This is a genomic window from Gordonia abscondita (assembly GCF_032711245.1).
Lineage (GTDB): Bacteria > Actinomycetota > Actinomycetes > Mycobacteriales > Mycobacteriaceae > Gordonia.
This window is the reverse complement of record NZ_CP128986.1, coordinates 2,093,086-2,110,383: the sequence shown is the minus strand read 5'-3', so window position 1 is coordinate 2,110,383 and position 17,298 is coordinate 2,093,086. Positions and strand designations below refer to the sequence as shown.

The window sequence follows — 17,298 nt, the reverse complement described above, 5'->3', positions numbered from 1 at the left end:
CGACGTCGCCCCGCCGCAGCGGTGTAGGTTTGCCTACTCAGAACACGCCTGCGGGCCGGAACTGCACGCTGATGCGCGGGCCGACTCCGGAGACTTTCGGGACGGCGTGCTCCCAAGTTCGCTGGCAGCTGCCGCCCATCACCACGAGGTCACCGGACCCGAGCAAGAACTTGCGCGAGGCCCCTCCCCCGCGCGGCCGGAGCAGCAAGGGTCGCGGCGCACCGAGGGACACGATCGCGACGAGTGTGTCGTGCGTCCGACCGCGGCCGATCCGGTCGCCGTGCCAGGCGACACTGTCGGAGCCGTCCCGGTAGAGGCAGAGGCCCGCGGTCTCGAATCCACCGGGCAGGACACAGCGGTAACGGTCATCGAGCGCGTCACGTGCGACCTCGAGTATCGGGTGCGGCAACCGGTCACCGCGCAGGTACATGGCGAGCAGGCGCGGAACGGCGACGGTCGAGTCGTACATGCGCCGCTCCTCGGCCCGCCACGGAACCCCGGTATGCAACGCGTCGAACACGTCGACAGAGCCTTGCAGCCAGCCGGGGCGGACATCCACCCAGGCGCCCTCGGTCAACTCGGTGCGGCGGACTCCCACATCGAGTGAACCCACCGCGGGGCCGTCATCGGTCACGTCGAAAAGGCTCGCCTGCAGTCCCGCCGCCATAACCTTGAATCGTACACCTGTTCGAATCAGTGTGTCGGCGCTAGACGTCGAACGTCACGCCGGTCAACCGTTCCGATTCAGACCACAACAGATCCCGGAGATCCTGACGGTCTGCGGCGCGGCGCACGCGCGCCGTGGTCGGATAGCCGCGCATCCCGCCCGGTCCGTTCGGGCCGTAGAAGTCACCATTGCGCACATCGGGCATCGTCGCCGCGTACAACGTCGGGAGCGCGCCCCGCTCGGCGGACTGTCCCAGCCGCAGCGCGTCCGCGAGCTTCGACACGCTACTGAACCGGGTCTGCGAATTGCCGGTGATGCCGGTCGACGCGTAGCCGGGATGCGCGATCACCGACCGTTTCGTCGAACCGACATCATCCAAGCGACGCGCTAACTCGCGGCCGAACGTGAGGTTCGCGAGCTTCGAGTCACCGTAGGCCACCCAGCGGTTGTAGGTGCGCCGCTCCCAGTTCAGGTCGTCGAACCGTTCACGGGACCCGTACTGCATGAGCGAAGAGAGGACGACGACCCGGTCGGTCACCTTCGGCAGCAGCAGCGACGTCAGCACGAAGTGCCCGAGATGGTTGGTGCCCATCTGCATCTCGAAACCGTCGACGGTGCGCTGGAACGGGACCGCCATCAGTCCGGCGTTGTCGATCAGCACGTCGGCCTCGTCGACACTGTCGGCGAACGCCCGCACGGACGCGAGGTCCGCGAGGTCGAGAGTCGCGACGGTCGCCGCCGGACCGATCTGTCCAGCCACGGCTCGTGCCGTCACCTGGTTACGGCATGCCAGCGTCACCCTGGCGCCCGCAGCGGCCAGCGCTTTCGCCGTCGCGGCGCCCAGACCGCTATTAGCGCCCGTCACAATGTAACGGCGGCCGTTCTGTGCGGGAACGTCGTTCGCATTCCACTTCCGAACCACTCGATTGCCCTTCTACGATTTCGACGGATGCTCGCCGGGGAGCGCGAACTTGACGAGGTCGGCCAGTACGCTACCGAGTGACGGCGGCTCCGGCCTGGTCAGGAGTCCGATCGGCGCGTGAATCTCGGTCACGTTCGTCCGCCCGCGGAGCACCTGTCGGTCCACCCGCTTCCACCGCTCGCCTTCATGCTCGGCGGCGGCGTCGATCGCGACTCGACTCGCGTACACCGGCGAATAGCCGATTTTGGCGAGGTCGGACAGGCGGGCGGACTCGTTCACGGCGTCGCCGATCACCGTGTACTCGTAACGGGTGCGCGCACCGATGTTGCCTGCGAACACACTGCCGTACGTGACGCCCATCCCCCACTCCAGAGGGAGCTTTTCGCTCAGCTCGACCCCGAGTTCGCGGGCCGCCGCCAATGCTGCGGCCGCAGGATCGTCGACGGCGGCGGGCGCCCCGAACACGATGAGCGCAGCGTCGCCCTCGAACTTGTTGATGAACCCGCCGTGCCGGTCGACGACGTCGACGACGATCGAGAAGAAGGCGTTCAGAACGACCGCGGTCTCACGCGGATCACGATCTGCCGCGAACGTCGTCGAACCCGTGATGTCGACGAAGATGACAGCCACCTCGGTGTTGCCGCCAACGAACTCCCCGTCCTGCTCCAAGGCCAGTTGAGCGACGCCGTCGCCGACGTGCCGGGAAAAGATGTCGCGCATACGCTCGCGTTCGACGAGACCGTCGAGCATCCCGTTGAGTCCGGCCTGTAGCACCCCGAGTTCCGACGCGTCATAGGCGGCGACGCGACGCGTCAGATCACCGCTTCGGGTGGCCTCCACCACTTCACGCATGTCGTTGAGCGGGTCGGCGATGGCCCGGTTCACCAGGCCGACGACACGCGCACCCGAGGTGAGTGCGATGACGGCCAGCAGGATGGTCGCCCAGTCGATATCGCCCGCGACCCGCGGAACCCAGCCGAGGCCGCGTCCGACGTTCATCAGGATCAGACCGACCATCGGAACCGCCGACGACACGATCCACACCACGACCATCCGCTCACGAACGCCGTGCATCACGCCGTCGACGAAGTTCCCGCGCAACGCGAGGGCAGCAAGGGGACGGGCAGCACTCTCCGCGAACAGATAAGTGAGACAGGACGAGGTGACGGCGGCTAAGCCGAACGCGCCCGCAACCGACACCAGGAACACTATGCGGATGTCCGAGATCAAGGCGTAGACACCGAGCGCCACCACCCAGCCGAAGAGGTCCGCGAACACGAGCCGCCGCGGAATCGCACGGATATCGCCGCGGCGTCGTTCGTCGGCGGGCTCGGCGGGGCCGACCTTGACGAACCAGCGGAACTGCGGAGTCAAGAAGACGAACGACGCCGCGACACTCGTCAGCGTGCCGAGCAGCAACGCGATGAGCACCGTGCCCATGAGCGGCGGGTACTCGGAGTCGATGTGGAGGTTGAGTTGTCCGCCGTTGAAGGCGAGGAGGACGGCGACGAACGTCTCGATGCCGATCAGGACCTTGGCGCCGGCGACGATCACCCCGCCGATGAACATCCCTCGTCTGGCCAGACCACGCCGGGTCGGCGCGTCGAGGATCTCGGCGTCACCGAGCGGGAGTCGCCCCTCCTTGAATCCGACGACCGCGGCAGCGCCCAGCCGGGACTCGATCCAGTCGGCGATGCGATGAGCGACTGCTCGATTCCGCCCCGCCATACACGTCACCTCCCGGTTCTCGAATCTCACTGAGAGTACCGGGAACCGGGAGGTGAATAGCAGCGGCGACCGGAATCACCGTGCCTGGGATCGAGGGTCAGGCATCAGCCTTGAGCGCCTCGATCTCGAGCGTGATGGTGATCTTGTCACCGACGACGGTGCCGCCGGTCTCGAGCGGCATCTCGATGTCGATACCGAAGTCCTTGCGGTTGAGGACGGTCTTGGCGTCGAAGCCCGAGACCGCGCCCTGACCCATACCCGGGTTCACACCGTTGAACTCCATCTGCAGCGTCACCGGCTTGGTGACCCCGCGAAGGGTGAAGTCGCCGTGCACGAGGTAGTCGTCGCCGTCGGCCTCGACCGAGGTCGAGACGAATGTCGCGGTCGGGTAGTTCTGGGCGTCGAAGAAGTCGGCCGACCGAACGTGCTGGTCACGCTGGTCGTTCCCGGTGTTGATCGAGGTGACGTCGATCTCCGCGTTCACAGCGGGCGAACCGTCCTCGGCGATCTCGATGGTGCCGGAGAAGCCACCGAAGGTGCCGCGGACCTTCGAGACCATGAGGTGCCGGACGGTGAATCCGACCTGCGAGTGGACCGGGTCGATAGTCCAGGTGCCTGCGGTCAGTTCTGCGGGGGTGATGCTCATGGGATTCCTGCCTTCTCTCGGCGACTTTGGTCGCCGTCTTTGGGTGGTGCCGTCATTTGGTGCCGACATTTTGGTGCCGTTGTTGCCGCCATCGTGGGGCGTCATTGTGGGGTGCCGTCTGCGACCGTCGCTCACGATCGCCTACACACAACACTAACCGGACCTTGGTCCGGTTACTTCCTGATGTGATCGGGATAACATCAAATCATGCTGACACGCACTGACGTCGAGACCCGCCTCGGCGCGTTCGACGTACGACGAATCCCCCTCGCTGAAGGCGCTCGGGCCGCGGCGGTGATGCTGGTGATGGCTCCGCGCGACGGCCGACGCGGCGTGTGGCTCACCCGCAGGCCTGCTCGAATGAATCGTCACGCCGCCCAGTTCGCGTTGCCTGGCGGACGTCTCGACTCCGGCGAGACGCACCACGAGGCAGGACTACGTGAACTCCACGAAGAGATGGGCATCGCGCTCGGCGCCGACACGATTCTCGGCGACCTGGACGATTTCGCCACGCGGTCCGGCTACGTCATGACGCCGACCGTCGCCTGGATGGACGACGAGGTGGCCCCTGACCCGAATCCGGATGAAGTGGAGCAGACCTTCCTCATCGACCTCGACGAGTTGGCCGACGCGCAACCGCAGTTCGAGACGATTCCAGAGTCCGATCGGCCGGTGATGTCCTTGCCGCTGATCGGGCGTTGGATCCACGCGCCGACCGCCGCGGTCTTGTTCCAGTTCGCGGGCGTCGTCCTTCGGGACGAGCCGGTGCGGGTCGCCGACTACGAGCAGCCCCTCTTCGCCTGGCGGTGAGTGGCGGGTGTGACGTCAGATTCCCCGCTCAGCGCCACCGTCCCCTCGAGAGGCGGTGACGACACGGAGCGGGGAATCTGACGTCACCGGTGTCTAATCTTTGGATCGGTGCCGGGCACGCCGAGTCTGGTACTGCGGCTCGACGCGGTCTCGGGCGAGGCTCTCCGGCGTCTGGAAGCCGATGGTCTCGCCCTCGGGATGCTCGCCGGTCCCCGCGTCCACCCAGCGGTGGCCATCACCGGGCGTGGCCTCGAGGTACTGCGCTTCGACTGCCTGCGCCTGCAGTGCATCGTGGGTGACGGTGCGCGTCTCGCTGCCCTCTTCGAGAACCTGCTGGACTTCGCGTTCGACCACCTTGCGGACGATGACTGGCTTCTCGACGATCACCTCGATGATCTTCTCGATCGGCTTCTCGATGATCTTCTCGACCTCGCGGTAGACGGGTCGCTCGACGACCTTTTCCACCACGTGTTCGACCGGCTTCTCCACGATGCGTTCGACGACGACGTTGATCTGCTTCTCGACAACCTTCTCGACGAGGACCGGGGTCTGCACGTTCTTCTCGAATTCGCGGTGAACCGGTGTGTCGACGACCTTCTCGACGATCTCGGGGCGCTCGACGATCTTCTCGACGACATGCTCGACAGGCTTGTCGACGACCTTCTCCACAATGTTCGGCGTCTCGACGATGCGCTCGACGATATGGTCGACAGACTTCTCGACGACCTTCTCCACCACATTCGGACGTTCGACGACCTTCTCGACGATCCGTTCGACGGGCTTCTCAATGGTCTGCTCGATGATCTCCGGGACTTCCAGGACCTTGTCGACGATGTGGTCGACGGGCTTCTCAACGACCTGTTCGATGATGTTGGGGACCTCGACGACCTTGTCGACCAGGTGGTCGACGGGCTTCTCGACGATCTCCTCGATGACGTTGGGGACCTCGACGACACGCTCCACCATGTGATCGACGTCCCGCTCGATGACCTTCTCGATCACATTCGGCTTCTCGACGACCCGCTCCACGATGTGGTCGACCGGTTCCTCGATGACCTTCTCGATGACGTTGGGGACCTCGACGACACGCTCCACCACGTGATCGACGTCCCGCTCGATGACCTTCTCGATCACATTCGGCTTCTCGACGACCCGCTCGACCTCGCGGTCGACAGACTTCTCGACAACCTTCTCGACGACGTTGGGCTGTTCGACGATCCGCTCAACGATGCGGTCGACGGGCTTCTCTACGACCTCTTCGATGATGTTGGGCTCTTCGACGATCCGTTCGAGGACATGGTCGACAGGCTTCTCGACAACCTTTTCGACGATGTTGGGGGTCTCGACGACGCGCTCGACGACCTTGTCGACGGGCTTCTCGACGACCTTCTCGATCACGTTTGGTTTCTCGACGATGCGCTCGATGACGTGGTCGACCGACTTCTCGACCGGCTTGTCCACGAGTCGCTCGACGACGACGTCACGCGACACCTCGACGACTTTGATGACGGGTTTCTCGACGACCACCTCGATGATCTTCTCGACCGGCTTCTCGACGGTCTTGTAGATCACCTCTTCGACCGGGACCTCGATCTCCTTCTCGACCGTCGTGTAGACGTTCTTCTCGACGGGGACCTCGATGACGTGTTCGATGATCTTCTCGACCGGCTTCTCGACGGTGACTTCGATGATCTTTTCGACGGGCTTCTCGATGACCTTCTCGACGATGGATTCGACGGGTACTTCGACGATTTTGTCGACGAGGGTGACGATCGGCTTTTCCACCATGCGTTCGATGGTGACGGGCTTGTCGACGACCTTGTCGGTGATGTCGACGATGAGCTTCTCGATGACCCGCTCGACCTCGGTCGGCCGTTCGATGACTTCATCCACGACCGTGACGATGAGCCGTTCGACGAGTCGCTGGATCTCGACGGGCTTATCCGCGATCTGGTCGAGGACGGTGACGATCGGCTTCTCAACCAACCGCTCGATCTCGATCTGGGTCTCCTGGATGTCGTCGACGACGGTCACGGTCGGCCGTTCGACGAGGCGTGGGATCTCGACGGGCTTGTCGACGATGTCGTCGACGACAGTGATGATCGGCTTCTCGACCTTGCGCGACAGTTCGACTGGGGTCTCGACGATCTCGTCGACCACGGTCACGATCGGCTTCTCGACCTTGCGCGGCAATTCGACTGGGGTCTCGACGATCTCGTCGACCACGGTCACGATGGACTTCTCGACGCGGCGCGGAAGTTCGACGGGCTTGTCGATGATCTCGTCGGTGATCGTGATCGTCGGTTGTTCGACGACGCGCGGCACCTCGACGGGCACGTCGATGGCTTTGTCTACGACGGTGACGATCGGATGCTCGACGACGCGTTCGACGTCGACGGGCCGTTCGACCACTTTGTCGACGATGCTGACGACGGGTTTCTCGACGAGACGCTGGATGTTGACCGGCTTGTCGGTCAGTTCGTCTTCGACGGTGACGACGGGGCGTTCGACGACACGCCTGATGTCGACTGGTTTGTCGGTCACCTCGTCGACGACGGTGACGACAGGCTTCTCGACGAGACGCGACACGGTGGCCGGCCGGTCGACGACGACGTCGACGGTGTCGACTACGAGGCGTTCGACGATGCGCTCGAGCGTGATCGGCTTGTCGATGACCGTCTCGACGGCCTCTTCGACGAGCCGTTCGACGGTGTATCCACGCTCGACGACATTGTCGACGACCTCCAACGACGGATTCGTCATGTCTTTGTCGTCGTGTTCAGCCATCACCACTCCTCGCCCCGTATTCCACCGCTGCGGACAACGCTTCCACAGGTGCTAGCTTTCCACGCCGCGCCACGCGGCACTGCCCCACATCCACAATAGGTTGCGTGTCTCACTGCAACGCAAAAACCCCCTGCCTGAGCAGGGGGTTTCGCGTGGCCAGAGTCGGGATCGAACCGACGACCTTCCGCTTTTCAGGCGGACGCTCGTACCAACTGAGCTACCTGGCCAGAGAAGTGTCGGTACGACAACCGAACCTCAAGCGACCCTGACGGGACTCGAACCCGCGACCTCCGCCGTGACAGGGCGGCGCGCTAACCAACTGCGCCACAGGGCCATATTCTGTTGTGCGTTTCGACCTTAGCCGATCCGCTCCGTTACACCGAATCAGGTGGTTTGGAGCTTCTCGACTGTAGTCGATCTGCGTACCCCCTACGGGATTCGAACCCGCGCTACCGCCTTGAAAGGGCGGCGTCCTAGGCCGCTAGACGAAGGGGGCCGGTGCTTGTTCCCGCTGGGAGCGAGGATTACTTTATGGCACGCGGTTCGTAAAACACAAATCGCCATGTCGGAGACTATTTCCGCGGATCGATTCCCCGGTCAGGCGAGGTCGAGATCCACCGCTCGCCCGACCGATCAGCAGCGGGGCACTCAACGGTCGCCAGGGATCCGATCGAACAGCGGAGCCCGCCAACGACGAACGCAGGCCGCGGCACCGGAGTGCTGCGGCCTGCGTTCCACGTGTGCCCCCAGTAGGGCTCGAACCTACGACCTGCGGATTAAAAGTCCGTAGCTCTACCAACTGAGCTATAGGGGCATGCCACTCAAATGCAGCGGTTCCACTTTACATACCCGCCGTCGGCCGACGACAGCACCCGCACCCTCGGGCATTTCGCGGATCCCCGAGGACGCGGCGTTGTCGCCGAACCGACGCGTCGCCACTCGTCAGTGAACGGATTCGACTCCGGTAACTGATTCGACGGCCTCGACGAGGGGTGGGATGAAGTCTTCCGCGCCGAGCACACAGCAGGCGTGGCCGCCGTCCACTTCGAACCGTCGCGCACCTGGGATGCCGTCGACGAGCAACTGCTGGCGTTCGGGTTGGACGATCTTGTCGCGTGTGGATACGACGACTGAGGTCGGCACATCGATCTCGCCGAGCCACGGACGTGAATCGAATCGGGCCATGCCCGCTGCGAATACGCCCTGATCGCCGAGCTTGGTGGACGACATCTGCGCGAGCGCCCACCGGATGTGATTGCCGCGCCAGTCATCAAGCCGTTCGTCGGACGGCGTCGGCAGGATCTTGTCGACATACCTGAGTACGCGTCCGATCCGCTCCTCCGCGGCGAGCCGGACGGGGTCGATGCTCGAGAAGTACGGGCCCGTCGAGCAGAGGACGAGGCCGCCGACGCGGTCTGGATGCCTTCGCCACGCGAGTTGCCCGATACCGCCGCCCATCGAGAATCCGGCTGCGGTAAACCGGTCGATGCCGAGTTGGTCGGCGACCGCGATGACGTCGTCGGCGCAGTCGTCGAGGGAGAATTCGGCGGATCGGATGCCGCGCCCGTGCCACCGGTGGTCGACGGTCACGACGTGAAAGTCTTTGTTGAGCGCCGGAATCGAGGGGTACCAGCAGAGGAGCCCCGATGTGCTCACTCCGTGCAGGAGGAACACGGTTGGTGCGTCGGTCGGCCCCGACTCGGTGACGTACGTGGTGCCGCGGCCGGGGAGTTCGAGCCGTCGGCCGTCGGGCAGATCGCGGACCGGGTACGGCTTCACGGTGTGGCGCACGGCCCTCCGCGCGGTCCCGAAACCGTTGACGACGGCATCCCAGACGCGGGTGCCGTCGTCGTCGCCGGTCTGCGCACTGCGTTGACTCATGCGACCGAAAGTACACCCGCCGCCTTGGACGTTTCTGTGAATTCGTATCACCTCGTCGTCATCTGACGTACTCTGCCGTCGTGATCCCTATCGATCGACCGAAGCTCGAAGGCTCTATAGCTGTCGGCGACAAGCGTCGTCGACGCATCGGCTTCTCCGAGTTCGGTTCCCCCGACGGCCCGACGATCGTCTGGCTCCACGGCACGCCCGGCGCACGCCGCCAGATCCCGATGGAGGCGCGCGAGTACGCGGAGGAGCGCGGATTCCGCTTGATCGGCTTGGATCGCCCGGGCGTCGGATCATCGACAGCGCATTCGTATTCGTCGATCGCCGACTTCGCGCACGACTTCCAGACGGTGCTCAATACGTTGGGCGCCGACAAGTTCTCGGTGATCGGCTTGTCGGGCGGCGGCCCGTACGCTCTCGCCGTCTCGCATGTCTTGGCCGACCGTGTGGTGTCGACGGGCATCGTCGGCGGCGTTGCCCCGGTGAACGGCCCCGAAGCAGTCCGGGGTGGCGCGATGGCGTTAGCGAAGCGTTCGGTTCCGTTGATCGACGTCGCGGGCCGCCCGATCGGGAAGGTGTTGAGCACGGCTCTCTCGGTTGCGCGGCCGATCGCCGATCCAGCGATGAGCCTGTACGCCCGATTCTCGCCCGAGGCCGACCGGGAACTGTTGGCGCGCCCCGAGTTCCGTGCGATGTTCCTGGATGATCTGCTGCACGGCGGCAGCCGACGCATGGACGCCCCGTTCGCCGACCTGCAGTTGTTCGTGCGTGACTGGGGATTCCAGGTCAGCGACGTGCAGTCGCAGATCGAGTGGTGGCACGGTGACGCCGACAACATCGTCCCCTACGCTCACGGCCTCCACATGGTGTCGCTTCTGCACCACGCCACCCTGCACACCCTTCCCGGCCAGAGTCACCTCAGCGGCCTCAACTGGTCCATCGACATCATCGACACACTGTTGGACTCCTGGAACTGACTGCTTTTGTCGCCGGCGCCTACGTCACAGGACTTCGGCACTTTTTATCGGCGTACGGCCGATAAAAAGTGCCGAAGTGCATTCAGGGGTGGGTCCTCACCCGGTCGTCGCCAGCCCCGCGGCCAAGCCGAGCACCAGGGTCAGCAGGACTACTTCGACTCCCGCGTTCCGGATGGAGGTCGATTCGTCGACGCCGTGTCGTCGGGCTTTGGCGAGCCACGTGGTGCGATGCCATCGGGCGAGAGCTGCGGCCACAATGAGCAGCACGAGTTTGGCGACGAGGACCCGACCGTAGCCGGTGTCCCACCATTGGGTGCCGACACCGATGCGTGCGACTGCGGCGACGATTCCGGTCGCGGTCAGGACCGCGACCACTCCGAAGGCACGTTCGGAGAATGCGGGCAGCGACCGCGCCCATCCGCCGCGGCCACGGGCGGTGACGACGAGGGCACCGAGGGTGCCGACCCACCATGCTGCGGCGAGCGCGTGCGCGCCGACGACGACGGGCACCCACGACGACTGTCCGGCGTGCCCGGTGATGGAGGTGACGAGGATGCCGACGGCGGCGATCGCCGCGACCACGTACGCGTTGACCGGCGTGCCGCCCCGCGCCGTCCACCACGACCACGCGAGAACGGCAAAGGATCCGAGTACGCACACGACGATGGGGAGTCCGGCCTCGACGCCGGTGGTGAAGTCGCGGAGGCCCACGTCGAATGCGCCGACGCCGACGCGTTGCGCCACTTGCAACCAGGCCGCGACGAGCGACGTCGCGCCCCACACAGCGGCGACGACGGCGACCGCGACCGGTGCGGGCTCGGCGTCAACGAGGTCGAGCATCCCGAGGCCGAACAACAGGCTAACGGCGGCGAGGGCGAGCCCGTCGGCCCACGCGGACGGCTCGGGTCCGTCGGGCCGGGCGAGTACCCAGGTGATGGCCACGCCGATGAGTACAGCGAGCGTCGCGGCTGCGGCGACGGCGACGCGGCGTCGGCTCATCCGGGGATCAGCTGCGGCGGCGTACCAGCACGAACGCGATGCCCGCACCGATCAGCAGGACCACCACGACGACCGGAACGATGATGTACCAGGCCTTTACGCCGCCTTCGCTCTCCGACGGAGCCACGTAGTCGGCGGGCACGGCGGCACCGGCCACGCCGTTACCGGCCTGGGTGAGAGTGAATGTCGTCTGTCCTTGCACGGGGTGTCCGTCTGCGGATGTCACGCGATAGTTGACCTTGTACTCGCCGACGGGGCCGAGCCCGTCAATCGCGGTCGAGATGTCGCGTCCGTCGATGGTTGGTTCGCCCTTTTGCCAGAAATGGTTGTCCGGGCCGACCACTTTGAGGGTCGCGTACGCCTCCTGTAAGTCTTCGTTGAAGGTCAGCGTCACGCGGTCGGGTGCCGTCGAGAGCGACGCCCCGTCCTCCGGGGACGCTCCGGTCCGCGACGAGTGCGCCGATGCCGGGCCTGCGATAGCCCCGCCGAGCAGCGCGACGATGGCGATGACGACGGCGATGACTACCGAGCGTTTGAACAACCGGAACATCACAACTCCCACGGATCGACTGACTGGAGACGAGTCCATCGTTGCATGACCACTAACCTGTAGGTGTGTCGGTCTACTCACATGGTTTCGCCCGCATCGCGGCCGCCGTCCCGCCCGTCGCTCTCGCCGATCCGGTGAAGAACGCGGCGCGCACCGTCGAGCTGCTCGCTCGAGCTCACGACGAGGGCGCGGCGCTCGTCACGTTCCCCGAACTGGGGTTGTGCGGCTACAGCGTCGACGATCTCGTCCAGCAGGACGCACTGCTCGACGACGTCATGGACGCGCTGATGCACGTCGTCGAGGCGACACGTCGCTATTCGCCGGTGGTTCTGGTCGGTGCGCCGTTACGCATCGACGACGCCCTCTACAACTGCGCGGTGGTGATCCACGACGGCCAGGTGCTCGGCGTCGCACCGAAGTCGTATCTGCCGAACTATCGCGAGTTCTACGAGCAGCGGTACTTCGCGGCCGCCCGGGACGCCGTCGTCGACACGATCACGCTGGGCGATCATGAGGCCCCGTTCGGCGCCGATCTCGTCTTCGACGCCGTAGACCTGCCCGGCCTGCGTTTTCACGCCGAAGTGTGCGAGGACGGGTGGGTTCCGATCCCCCCGAGTACGTGGGCTGCTCTCGCGGGCGCCACCTTGCTCATCAATCTGTCGGGCAGCCCGGTGACGGTCGGCAAGGAGGAGTACCGGCGGGCTCTCGCGGCGAGCCATTCGGCGCGCAACGTCGCCGCGCACCTGTACGTAGCGTCGGGGTTCGGCGAATCGACCACCGACCTCGCGTGGGACGGGGACGCGTTGATCACCGAGAACGGCACGATCCTCGCCAGGTCGGAGACATTTTCGATGGAGGCGCAGCTCGTCGTCGCCGACATTGATCTGGACCGGATCAGGCAGGAGCGTTCCCGCATGATCAGCATGCGCGACCAGGTCGGCGACTTCGCCGATCAGGCCCGCGAGATCCGCCGTATCCCGTTCGAACTCGCCCCTGCCGGCGACGGCGCCGACGATCTGCGTCGACCGGTCGCGCGGTTCCCGTTCGTCCCGACCGGGAACGTCGATCGCGACGAGCGGTGCCGTGAAGTCCTCGACATTCAGGTGCAGGGTCTCGTCGGGCGGTTGAACGCCACGGGTATCCGAAAGATCATCATCGGCGTCTCGGGCGGCCTCGATTCCACGCTCGCCTTGCTCGTCGCCGTCCAGGCGTTCGACCTGCTCGGGTTTCCGCGCGCCAATATCCACGCGTACACGATGCCCGGGTTCGCAACGGGCGACGCGACTCTCGCCCGCAGCCACGTTCTGATGGAGTCGCTCGGTGTCACCGGGAACGAGCTGGATATCCGACCGTCGTGCATTCAGATGCTCTCCGATCTCGGGCATCCGTTCGCCGACGGCGAGCCCGTCTATGACGTGACGTTCGAGAACGTGCAGGCAGGCGAGCGGACCTCGCACCTGTTCCGGCTCGCGAACTATCTGGGCGGCATCGTTTTGGGCACTGGCGACCTGTCGGAGCTCGCACTCGGCTGGTGCACTTACGGGGTCGGCGATCAGATGTCGCACTACAACGTGAACGGTTCGGTCCCGAAGACGTTGATCCAGCATTTGATCCGATGGAAGATCGCGACCGGCGGCTATCCGGAGGCGACGATCGGAGCACTACGCGAAATCGTCGACGACGTCATCTCCCCCGAACTCGTGCCGGCGGACGCCGAAGGGAATGTTCAAAGCACTGAGGACTCGGTCGGGCCGTACGAGCTGCACGATTTCTTCCTCTACTATCTGACCCGCTTCGGCTACCGACCGTCGAAGGTCGCCTTCCTGGCCCGTCAGGCGTGGGGCGACAAGTCACGCGGTGCGTGGTCGGACATGATGTCTGACACGCAACGTAACGAGTACGACGACGAGACCATCACCAAGTGGCTCGAGGTCTTCTTGAAGCGGTTCATGGCGAACCAGTTCAAGCGGACCGCCATGCCCAATGGCCCGAAGATCGGTTCGGGCGGTTCACTTTCCCCACGCGGCGACTGGCGTTCCCCGTCGGACGCGCCGCCGACTGCGTGGCTCCGCGAACTCCACGGGCCCGGTCAATAGATCGACACCAGTAGGTCCAGTCCGTCCGCCAGACACAGGCGGTGGATGTTCAGCACGTCGGCGAACGCTTCGCGCAGCCAGTCTGCGGGTTCGTCGGCCCACGTGTCGGGGTACACCTCGGCGGCGGTGAACGCCGCGAAGTCGACAGCGTGCAGGAGGGCGTCGACGTCGACGGTGTCGAGCGTGCCGATGATGCGCGACAGTTCGGCGTGCGGTGTGACGCCCACGAAGTCGTCACTCTCGAACGCGTACACGCCGACGACGGCTTCACTGCGCGCATCGTCTTCGATCGGGTCGGTCGCGGTCTGCCCGGTGAGCAGGTAGTGCAGCCCGTCCCACGCCTTGTCGATATCGACTGACGGTGCCCCGGTTTCGAGGACGCTTTCGACGTATTCGACGGCGTCGTCGGGGTCGACGTCGGCCAACCGGTCGGCGACCCCGGCAGGCACGCCCGCGTAGACGGCGAGGAGTCCCACGTCAGGCGTCCGTGCCGAGCGTCTCACCGCGGTCGGCGGCGTCGACCAGTTGGGTGAGTTGGTCGTGGAACGCGCGAGCCAACGCCGAAATGTCGTTAGCGAGGTCGCTACAGGTCAGCAGTCCGACGTTAAGTTCGCCGGCCGCCGAGAACACCGTCATGTTGAGTCCGAGTCCGTGGAAGATCGGTGCGAGCGGATACACCGATTCGACGCGGCCGCCGAGGAGATACATGTCCGAAGCCGGTCCGGCGACGTTGGAGACGATGGCGTTGAAGATCGGCGGGTGGAGTGCGGCGACACGGCGATCACCGTACAGGCGCATGAGTGCGCCCAACGAGTTTCCGGGCGCGAATTCGGCGAACGATCGGAGCATGTTGTCATCGATCTCTTGCAGGTGCGCCTTCGACAGGGTCGAGTATTCGCGCGCCACCCGGACACGTTCGACTGGGTCGGCGACGTTCGACGGCAGTCGCGTGAACATGCCGGTCACCTTGTTGGTGCCGGACACGACGAGGTCTTTCTCTTCGGCGCCGCGCACCGATACGGGCACGAGGCCGACGAGGGGTTCGCGGGGCAGTTCGTCGTGCGACTCGAGGTATTCGCGGAGGGCTCCCCCGGCCATGGCGAGGACGACGTCGTTCACTTTGACACCGAAGTGCTCTTTGACGCGTTTGACGTCGTCGAGCGGGAGTTGAGTGAGCGCGATGGACCGGTGCGATGTGAGCGGCCCGTTGAATCTAGTCTGCGGCGCGAGGAAGGGCGCGGGCATGCCCTGTCCGCTGCGGACGCGGCGGAACCATTCGAACGGGACGGGCACCGTCTTCGGGATGAGTTTGAGGGCGGCGACGGGGCGCTGCAGGAAGACGTTGATCGCGCCGCCGACCGCGAGGTCGCGCCGCGACGCCGAACCAGCGCTCATCGCGACTTTCTCGGGATCCAGTGCGGGCGGTTCGGGCGTCGCTGTGGCGAGTTCACCGAGGAGGTCGGCGACGGTGGCCCCGTCGACGCACGCGTGGTGCATGCGCAGCATGATCGCGATCTTTCCGTCGGCCATGCCTTCGAGGACCCACATGTCCCACAACGGTTTCTTGCGGTCGAGGACTTGGCCGATCAGGTGGCTGCACGCCTGCGAGAGTTCTTCGATTCGGCCGGGTGACGGCACCGCGATCCGGTGGACGTGGCGTTCGATGCGGAAGTCGTCGTCTTCGATCCACACCGGGTGGTCGACGTTGGTGAGCGAGTCGGCGAGTCGGCGTCGCAGCGACGGGAGTGCGGTGACGCGTCGTGCCATCTCTGCGCGCATTGCGGCGAACGTATATCCGCCGGGGACGGTCGTCGGATCGAGTTGCAGAATTGCCGCGACGTTCATCACCTGCGACGGTGTCTCCAGGTACAGGAACGACGCATCCAGTCCACTCAGTCTCTCCATGCCGCAACCTCTGTTCTCACACGTCATCAACCTGTTCGCGCTGCCCGAGGGAGTCCTCCGCCGCCCGAACGGAGTCGAGACCTTCCCCGCTGGTCGAGCGGAGTCGAGACCCCTGACACACGCTTTACAGTAGACCTGCGACGCACCGCCGCGGACAGAGGTCGCGAACTCGCTCGACTCACGGAGAAGCGCTCCTCACCCGCTGCCGAGCAGGTGAGGAGCGCTTGCGACGAGCCGTGCGAGACCGAGGTCCCGGCACGCCCGTCCGACACCCCCGGGTCAGACGCTGGCCTTCTCCTTCTTGGCGGCTTCGCGCGCCAGGAAACGGTCACGTTGTTCTTCGAATCGCTTCGCGTCGAGTTCGGTCTTGTCCAGCCATGCGGCGAGTTCTTCGCGGGCTTGCTCGCCGCGACCGGTGAAGTCGTCGCGTTCGAAGATGTTCCATTTACGCAGGACCGGCCAGACGACGTCGTCGAGGTGCTGACGGATGTCGTAGATCCCGTGCTTGGCCATCATCAGGCTCATCTTGCGGAAGTTCGGCATGCCGATGCCGGGCATATCAAAGTTGGTGACGACGCCGGCGATCGCTTCCATCGCCTGGTCGGGTGCCAGGTCGAGGGCTGCACCGCAGATATTGCGGTAAAACACCATGTGCAGGTTTTCGTCGGCCGCGATGCGTTGCAGCATCCGGTCGGCGACGGGGTCGTTGCAGGCTTTGCCGGTGTTCTTGTGGCTGACGCGGGTGCCGAGTTCTTGGACGGCGACGTAGGCGACGCCGCGCAGCAGGCCGTGCAGGTCGTCGGAGTGGGCGCCTTTGGTCATGTTTGCCATGCGGTCGTTCTCGAGGGTCACGGGGTCGACGCCGCGAGTGACGACGAGGTAGTCGCGCATCACGATGGCGTGCCGGTTCTCTTCGGCTGTCCAACGCCCCACCCAGGTTCCCCACGCGCCGTCGGGCGAGAAGTATTCGGTGATCTCGCGGTGGTACGACGGCAGATTGTCCTCGGTCAAGAGGTTGAGGGTCATCGCCGCTTTCGCGACGGGGCTGAGCTGGGATTGTTCGGGATCCCAGTCGTCGCCGCCCATCGCCGCGAAGTTCCGCCCTTCATCCCAGGGCACGTAGTCGTGCGGATGCCATTCACGTGAGAGTGAGAGGTGTCGGTTCAGTTCGGCTTCTGCGGCCGGCTCGAGTTCGGTGAGAAGCTGGACTTGAGTGAGGTCGGGCACGGGCTGTTGCCTCCTGAAAGTAGTAGGCCTGTGACTCACCGCACACTAGGCGGATTGCATGGCTGTTGCAACTCTCACGTGCGGCGATTGTCTTTCG

The 17,298-nt window shown here is 65.0% G+C and carries 14 protein-coding genes and 4 tRNA genes; 3 read left to right on the top strand and 15 right to left on the bottom strand.

Annotated elements, in window-relative coordinates; all coding sequences use genetic code 11:
- Positions 1-37 precede the first annotated feature (37 nt).
- The 4 genes from MP11Mi_RS09950 to MP11Mi_RS09935 form a co-directional block, all read right to left on the bottom strand.
- The gene (locus MP11Mi_RS09950; RefSeq protein ID WP_420038776.1) at positions 38-667 is read right to left on the bottom strand and encodes an alpha-ketoglutarate-dependent dioxygenase AlkB; all 630 of its coding nucleotides are present in this window, start codon (positions 665-667) and stop codon (positions 38-40) included.
- A 40-nt stretch (positions 668-707) separates the two neighbouring features.
- Positions 708-1,589 carry an oxidoreductase gene (locus MP11Mi_RS09945; RefSeq protein ID WP_420038775.1) on the bottom strand — a complete coding sequence of 294 codons (882 nt, stop codon included), beginning with the start codon at positions 1,587-1,589 and terminating at the stop codon, positions 708-710.
- A gap of 12 nt (positions 1,590-1,601) precedes the next feature.
- Positions 1,602-3,317, bottom strand: a complete 1,716-nt coding sequence (locus MP11Mi_RS09940) for an adenylate/guanylate cyclase domain-containing protein (RefSeq protein WP_420038774.1) — start codon at positions 3,315-3,317, stop codon at positions 1,602-1,604.
- 97 nt (positions 3,318-3,414) lie between these two features.
- Positions 3,415-3,963 (bottom strand): YceI family protein, encoded by a 549-nt coding sequence (locus MP11Mi_RS09935; protein ID WP_420038773.1) that lies wholly within the window; start codon positions 3,961-3,963, stop codon positions 3,415-3,417.
- 207 nt (positions 3,964-4,170) lie between these two features.
- Between MP11Mi_RS09935 and MP11Mi_RS09930 the strand changes: the two genes are divergently transcribed.
- Positions 4,171-4,773, top strand: a complete 603-nt coding sequence (locus MP11Mi_RS09930) for an NUDIX hydrolase (RefSeq protein ID WP_420038772.1) — start codon at positions 4,171-4,173, stop codon at positions 4,771-4,773.
- A gap of 93 nt (positions 4,774-4,866) precedes the next feature.
- Here the strand turns inward: MP11Mi_RS09930 and MP11Mi_RS09925 are convergent, their stop codons facing one another.
- From MP11Mi_RS09925 to MP11Mi_RS09900, 6 genes are all read right to left on the bottom strand, one after another.
- Positions 4,867-7,560: a hypothetical protein gene (locus MP11Mi_RS09925; protein ID WP_420038771.1), complete on the bottom strand. Its 2,694-nt coding sequence runs from the start codon at positions 7,558-7,560 to the stop codon at positions 4,867-4,869.
- A gap of 153 nt (positions 7,561-7,713) precedes the next feature.
- Positions 7,714-7,787 (bottom strand) — tRNA-Phe (locus MP11Mi_RS09920).
- A 33-nt stretch (positions 7,788-7,820) separates the two neighbouring features.
- Positions 7,821-7,894, bottom strand: a tRNA-Asp gene (locus tag MP11Mi_RS09915).
- Positions 7,895-7,983: 89 nt separating this feature from the next.
- Positions 7,984-8,056, bottom strand: a tRNA-Glu gene (locus tag MP11Mi_RS09910).
- A gap of 245 nt (positions 8,057-8,301) precedes the next feature.
- Positions 8,302-8,374 (bottom strand) — tRNA-Lys (locus MP11Mi_RS09905).
- Between the two features lie 128 nt (positions 8,375-8,502).
- Entirely contained in the window at positions 8,503-9,441 is a 939-nt protein-coding gene (locus MP11Mi_RS09900; RefSeq protein ID WP_420038770.1) for an alpha/beta fold hydrolase, read from the bottom strand.
- 80 nt (positions 9,442-9,521) lie between these two features.
- On the opposite strand from MP11Mi_RS09900, the gene MP11Mi_RS09895 reads away from it, so the two are divergent.
- Positions 9,522-10,424: an alpha/beta fold hydrolase gene (locus MP11Mi_RS09895; protein WP_420038769.1), complete on the top strand. Its 903-nt coding sequence runs from the start codon at positions 9,522-9,524 to the stop codon at positions 10,422-10,424.
- Between the two features lie 96 nt (positions 10,425-10,520).
- Here the strand turns inward: MP11Mi_RS09895 and MP11Mi_RS09890 are convergent, their stop codons facing one another.
- Positions 10,521-11,423, bottom strand: coding sequence for a CopD family protein (locus MP11Mi_RS09890; protein ID WP_420038768.1), 903 nt, complete (start codon positions 11,421-11,423; stop codon positions 10,521-10,523).
- Between the two features lie 7 nt (positions 11,424-11,430).
- Positions 11,431-11,973: a copper resistance CopC family protein gene (locus tag MP11Mi_RS09885; protein WP_420038767.1), complete on the bottom strand. Its 543-nt coding sequence runs from the start codon at positions 11,971-11,973 to the stop codon at positions 11,431-11,433.
- Between the two features lie 65 nt (positions 11,974-12,038).
- Between MP11Mi_RS09885 and MP11Mi_RS09880 the strand changes: the two genes are divergently transcribed.
- Positions 12,039-14,069: an NAD(+) synthase gene (locus tag MP11Mi_RS09880; protein ID WP_420038766.1), complete on the top strand. Its 2,031-nt coding sequence runs from the start codon at positions 12,039-12,041 to the stop codon at positions 14,067-14,069.
- On the opposite strand, the gene MP11Mi_RS09875 is transcribed toward MP11Mi_RS09880, so the two are convergent.
- The 3 genes from MP11Mi_RS09875 to MP11Mi_RS09865 all read right to left on the bottom strand — a co-directional run bounded on the left by MP11Mi_RS09875 (position 14,063) and on the right by MP11Mi_RS09865 (position 17,201).
- Positions 14,063-14,545: a DUF1877 family protein gene (locus tag MP11Mi_RS09875; protein ID WP_420038765.1), complete on the bottom strand. Its 483-nt coding sequence runs from the start codon at positions 14,543-14,545 to the stop codon at positions 14,063-14,065. The two genes, MP11Mi_RS09880 and MP11Mi_RS09875, sit on opposite strands and share 7 nt — an antisense overlap.
- Before the next feature lies 1 nt (position 14,546).
- Positions 14,547-15,974 (bottom strand): WS/DGAT/MGAT family O-acyltransferase, encoded by a 1,428-nt coding sequence (locus MP11Mi_RS09870; RefSeq protein ID WP_420038764.1) that lies wholly within the window; start codon positions 15,972-15,974, stop codon positions 14,547-14,549.
- Positions 15,975-16,253: 279 nt separating this feature from the next.
- On the bottom strand, positions 16,254-17,201 hold the full coding sequence (locus MP11Mi_RS09865; protein ID WP_420038763.1) for an acyl-ACP desaturase: 948 nt from the start codon (positions 17,199-17,201) through the stop codon (positions 16,254-16,256).
- Between the last annotated feature and the right edge of the window lie 97 nt (positions 17,202-17,298).

Excerpts from the sequence above, each read along its gene's own strand:
- MP11Mi_RS09935 (WP_420038773.1), bottom strand. The coding sequence starts at position 3,963 with ATGAGCATCACCCCCGCAGAACTGACCGCAGGCACCTGGACTATCGAC.
- MP11Mi_RS09950 (WP_420038776.1), bottom strand. The coding sequence starts at position 667 with ATGGCGGCGGGACTGCAGGCGAGCCTTTTCGACGTGACCGATGACGGC.
- MP11Mi_RS09900 (WP_420038770.1), bottom strand. The coding sequence starts at position 9,441 with ATGAGTCAACGCAGTGCGCAGACCGGCGACGACGACGGCACCCGCGTC.
- MP11Mi_RS09890 (WP_420038768.1), bottom strand. The coding sequence starts at position 11,423 with ATGAGCCGACGCCGCGTCGCCGTCGCCGCAGCCGCGACGCTCGCTGTA.
- MP11Mi_RS09930 (WP_420038772.1), top strand. The coding sequence starts at position 4,171 with ATGCTGACACGCACTGACGTCGAGACCCGCCTCGGCGCGTTCGACGTA.
- MP11Mi_RS09885 (WP_420038767.1), bottom strand. The coding sequence starts at position 11,973 with ATGTTCCGGTTGTTCAAACGCTCGGTAGTCATCGCCGTCGTCATCGCC.
- MP11Mi_RS09870 (WP_420038764.1), bottom strand. The coding sequence starts at position 15,974 with ATGGAGAGACTGAGTGGACTGGATGCGTCGTTCCTGTACCTGGAGACA.
- MP11Mi_RS09925 (WP_420038771.1), bottom strand. The coding sequence starts at position 7,560 with ATGGCTGAACACGACGACAAAGACATGACGAATCCGTCGTTGGAGGTC.
- MP11Mi_RS09940 (WP_420038774.1), bottom strand. The coding sequence starts at position 3,317 with ATGGCGGGGCGGAATCGAGCAGTCGCTCATCGCATCGCCGACTGGATC.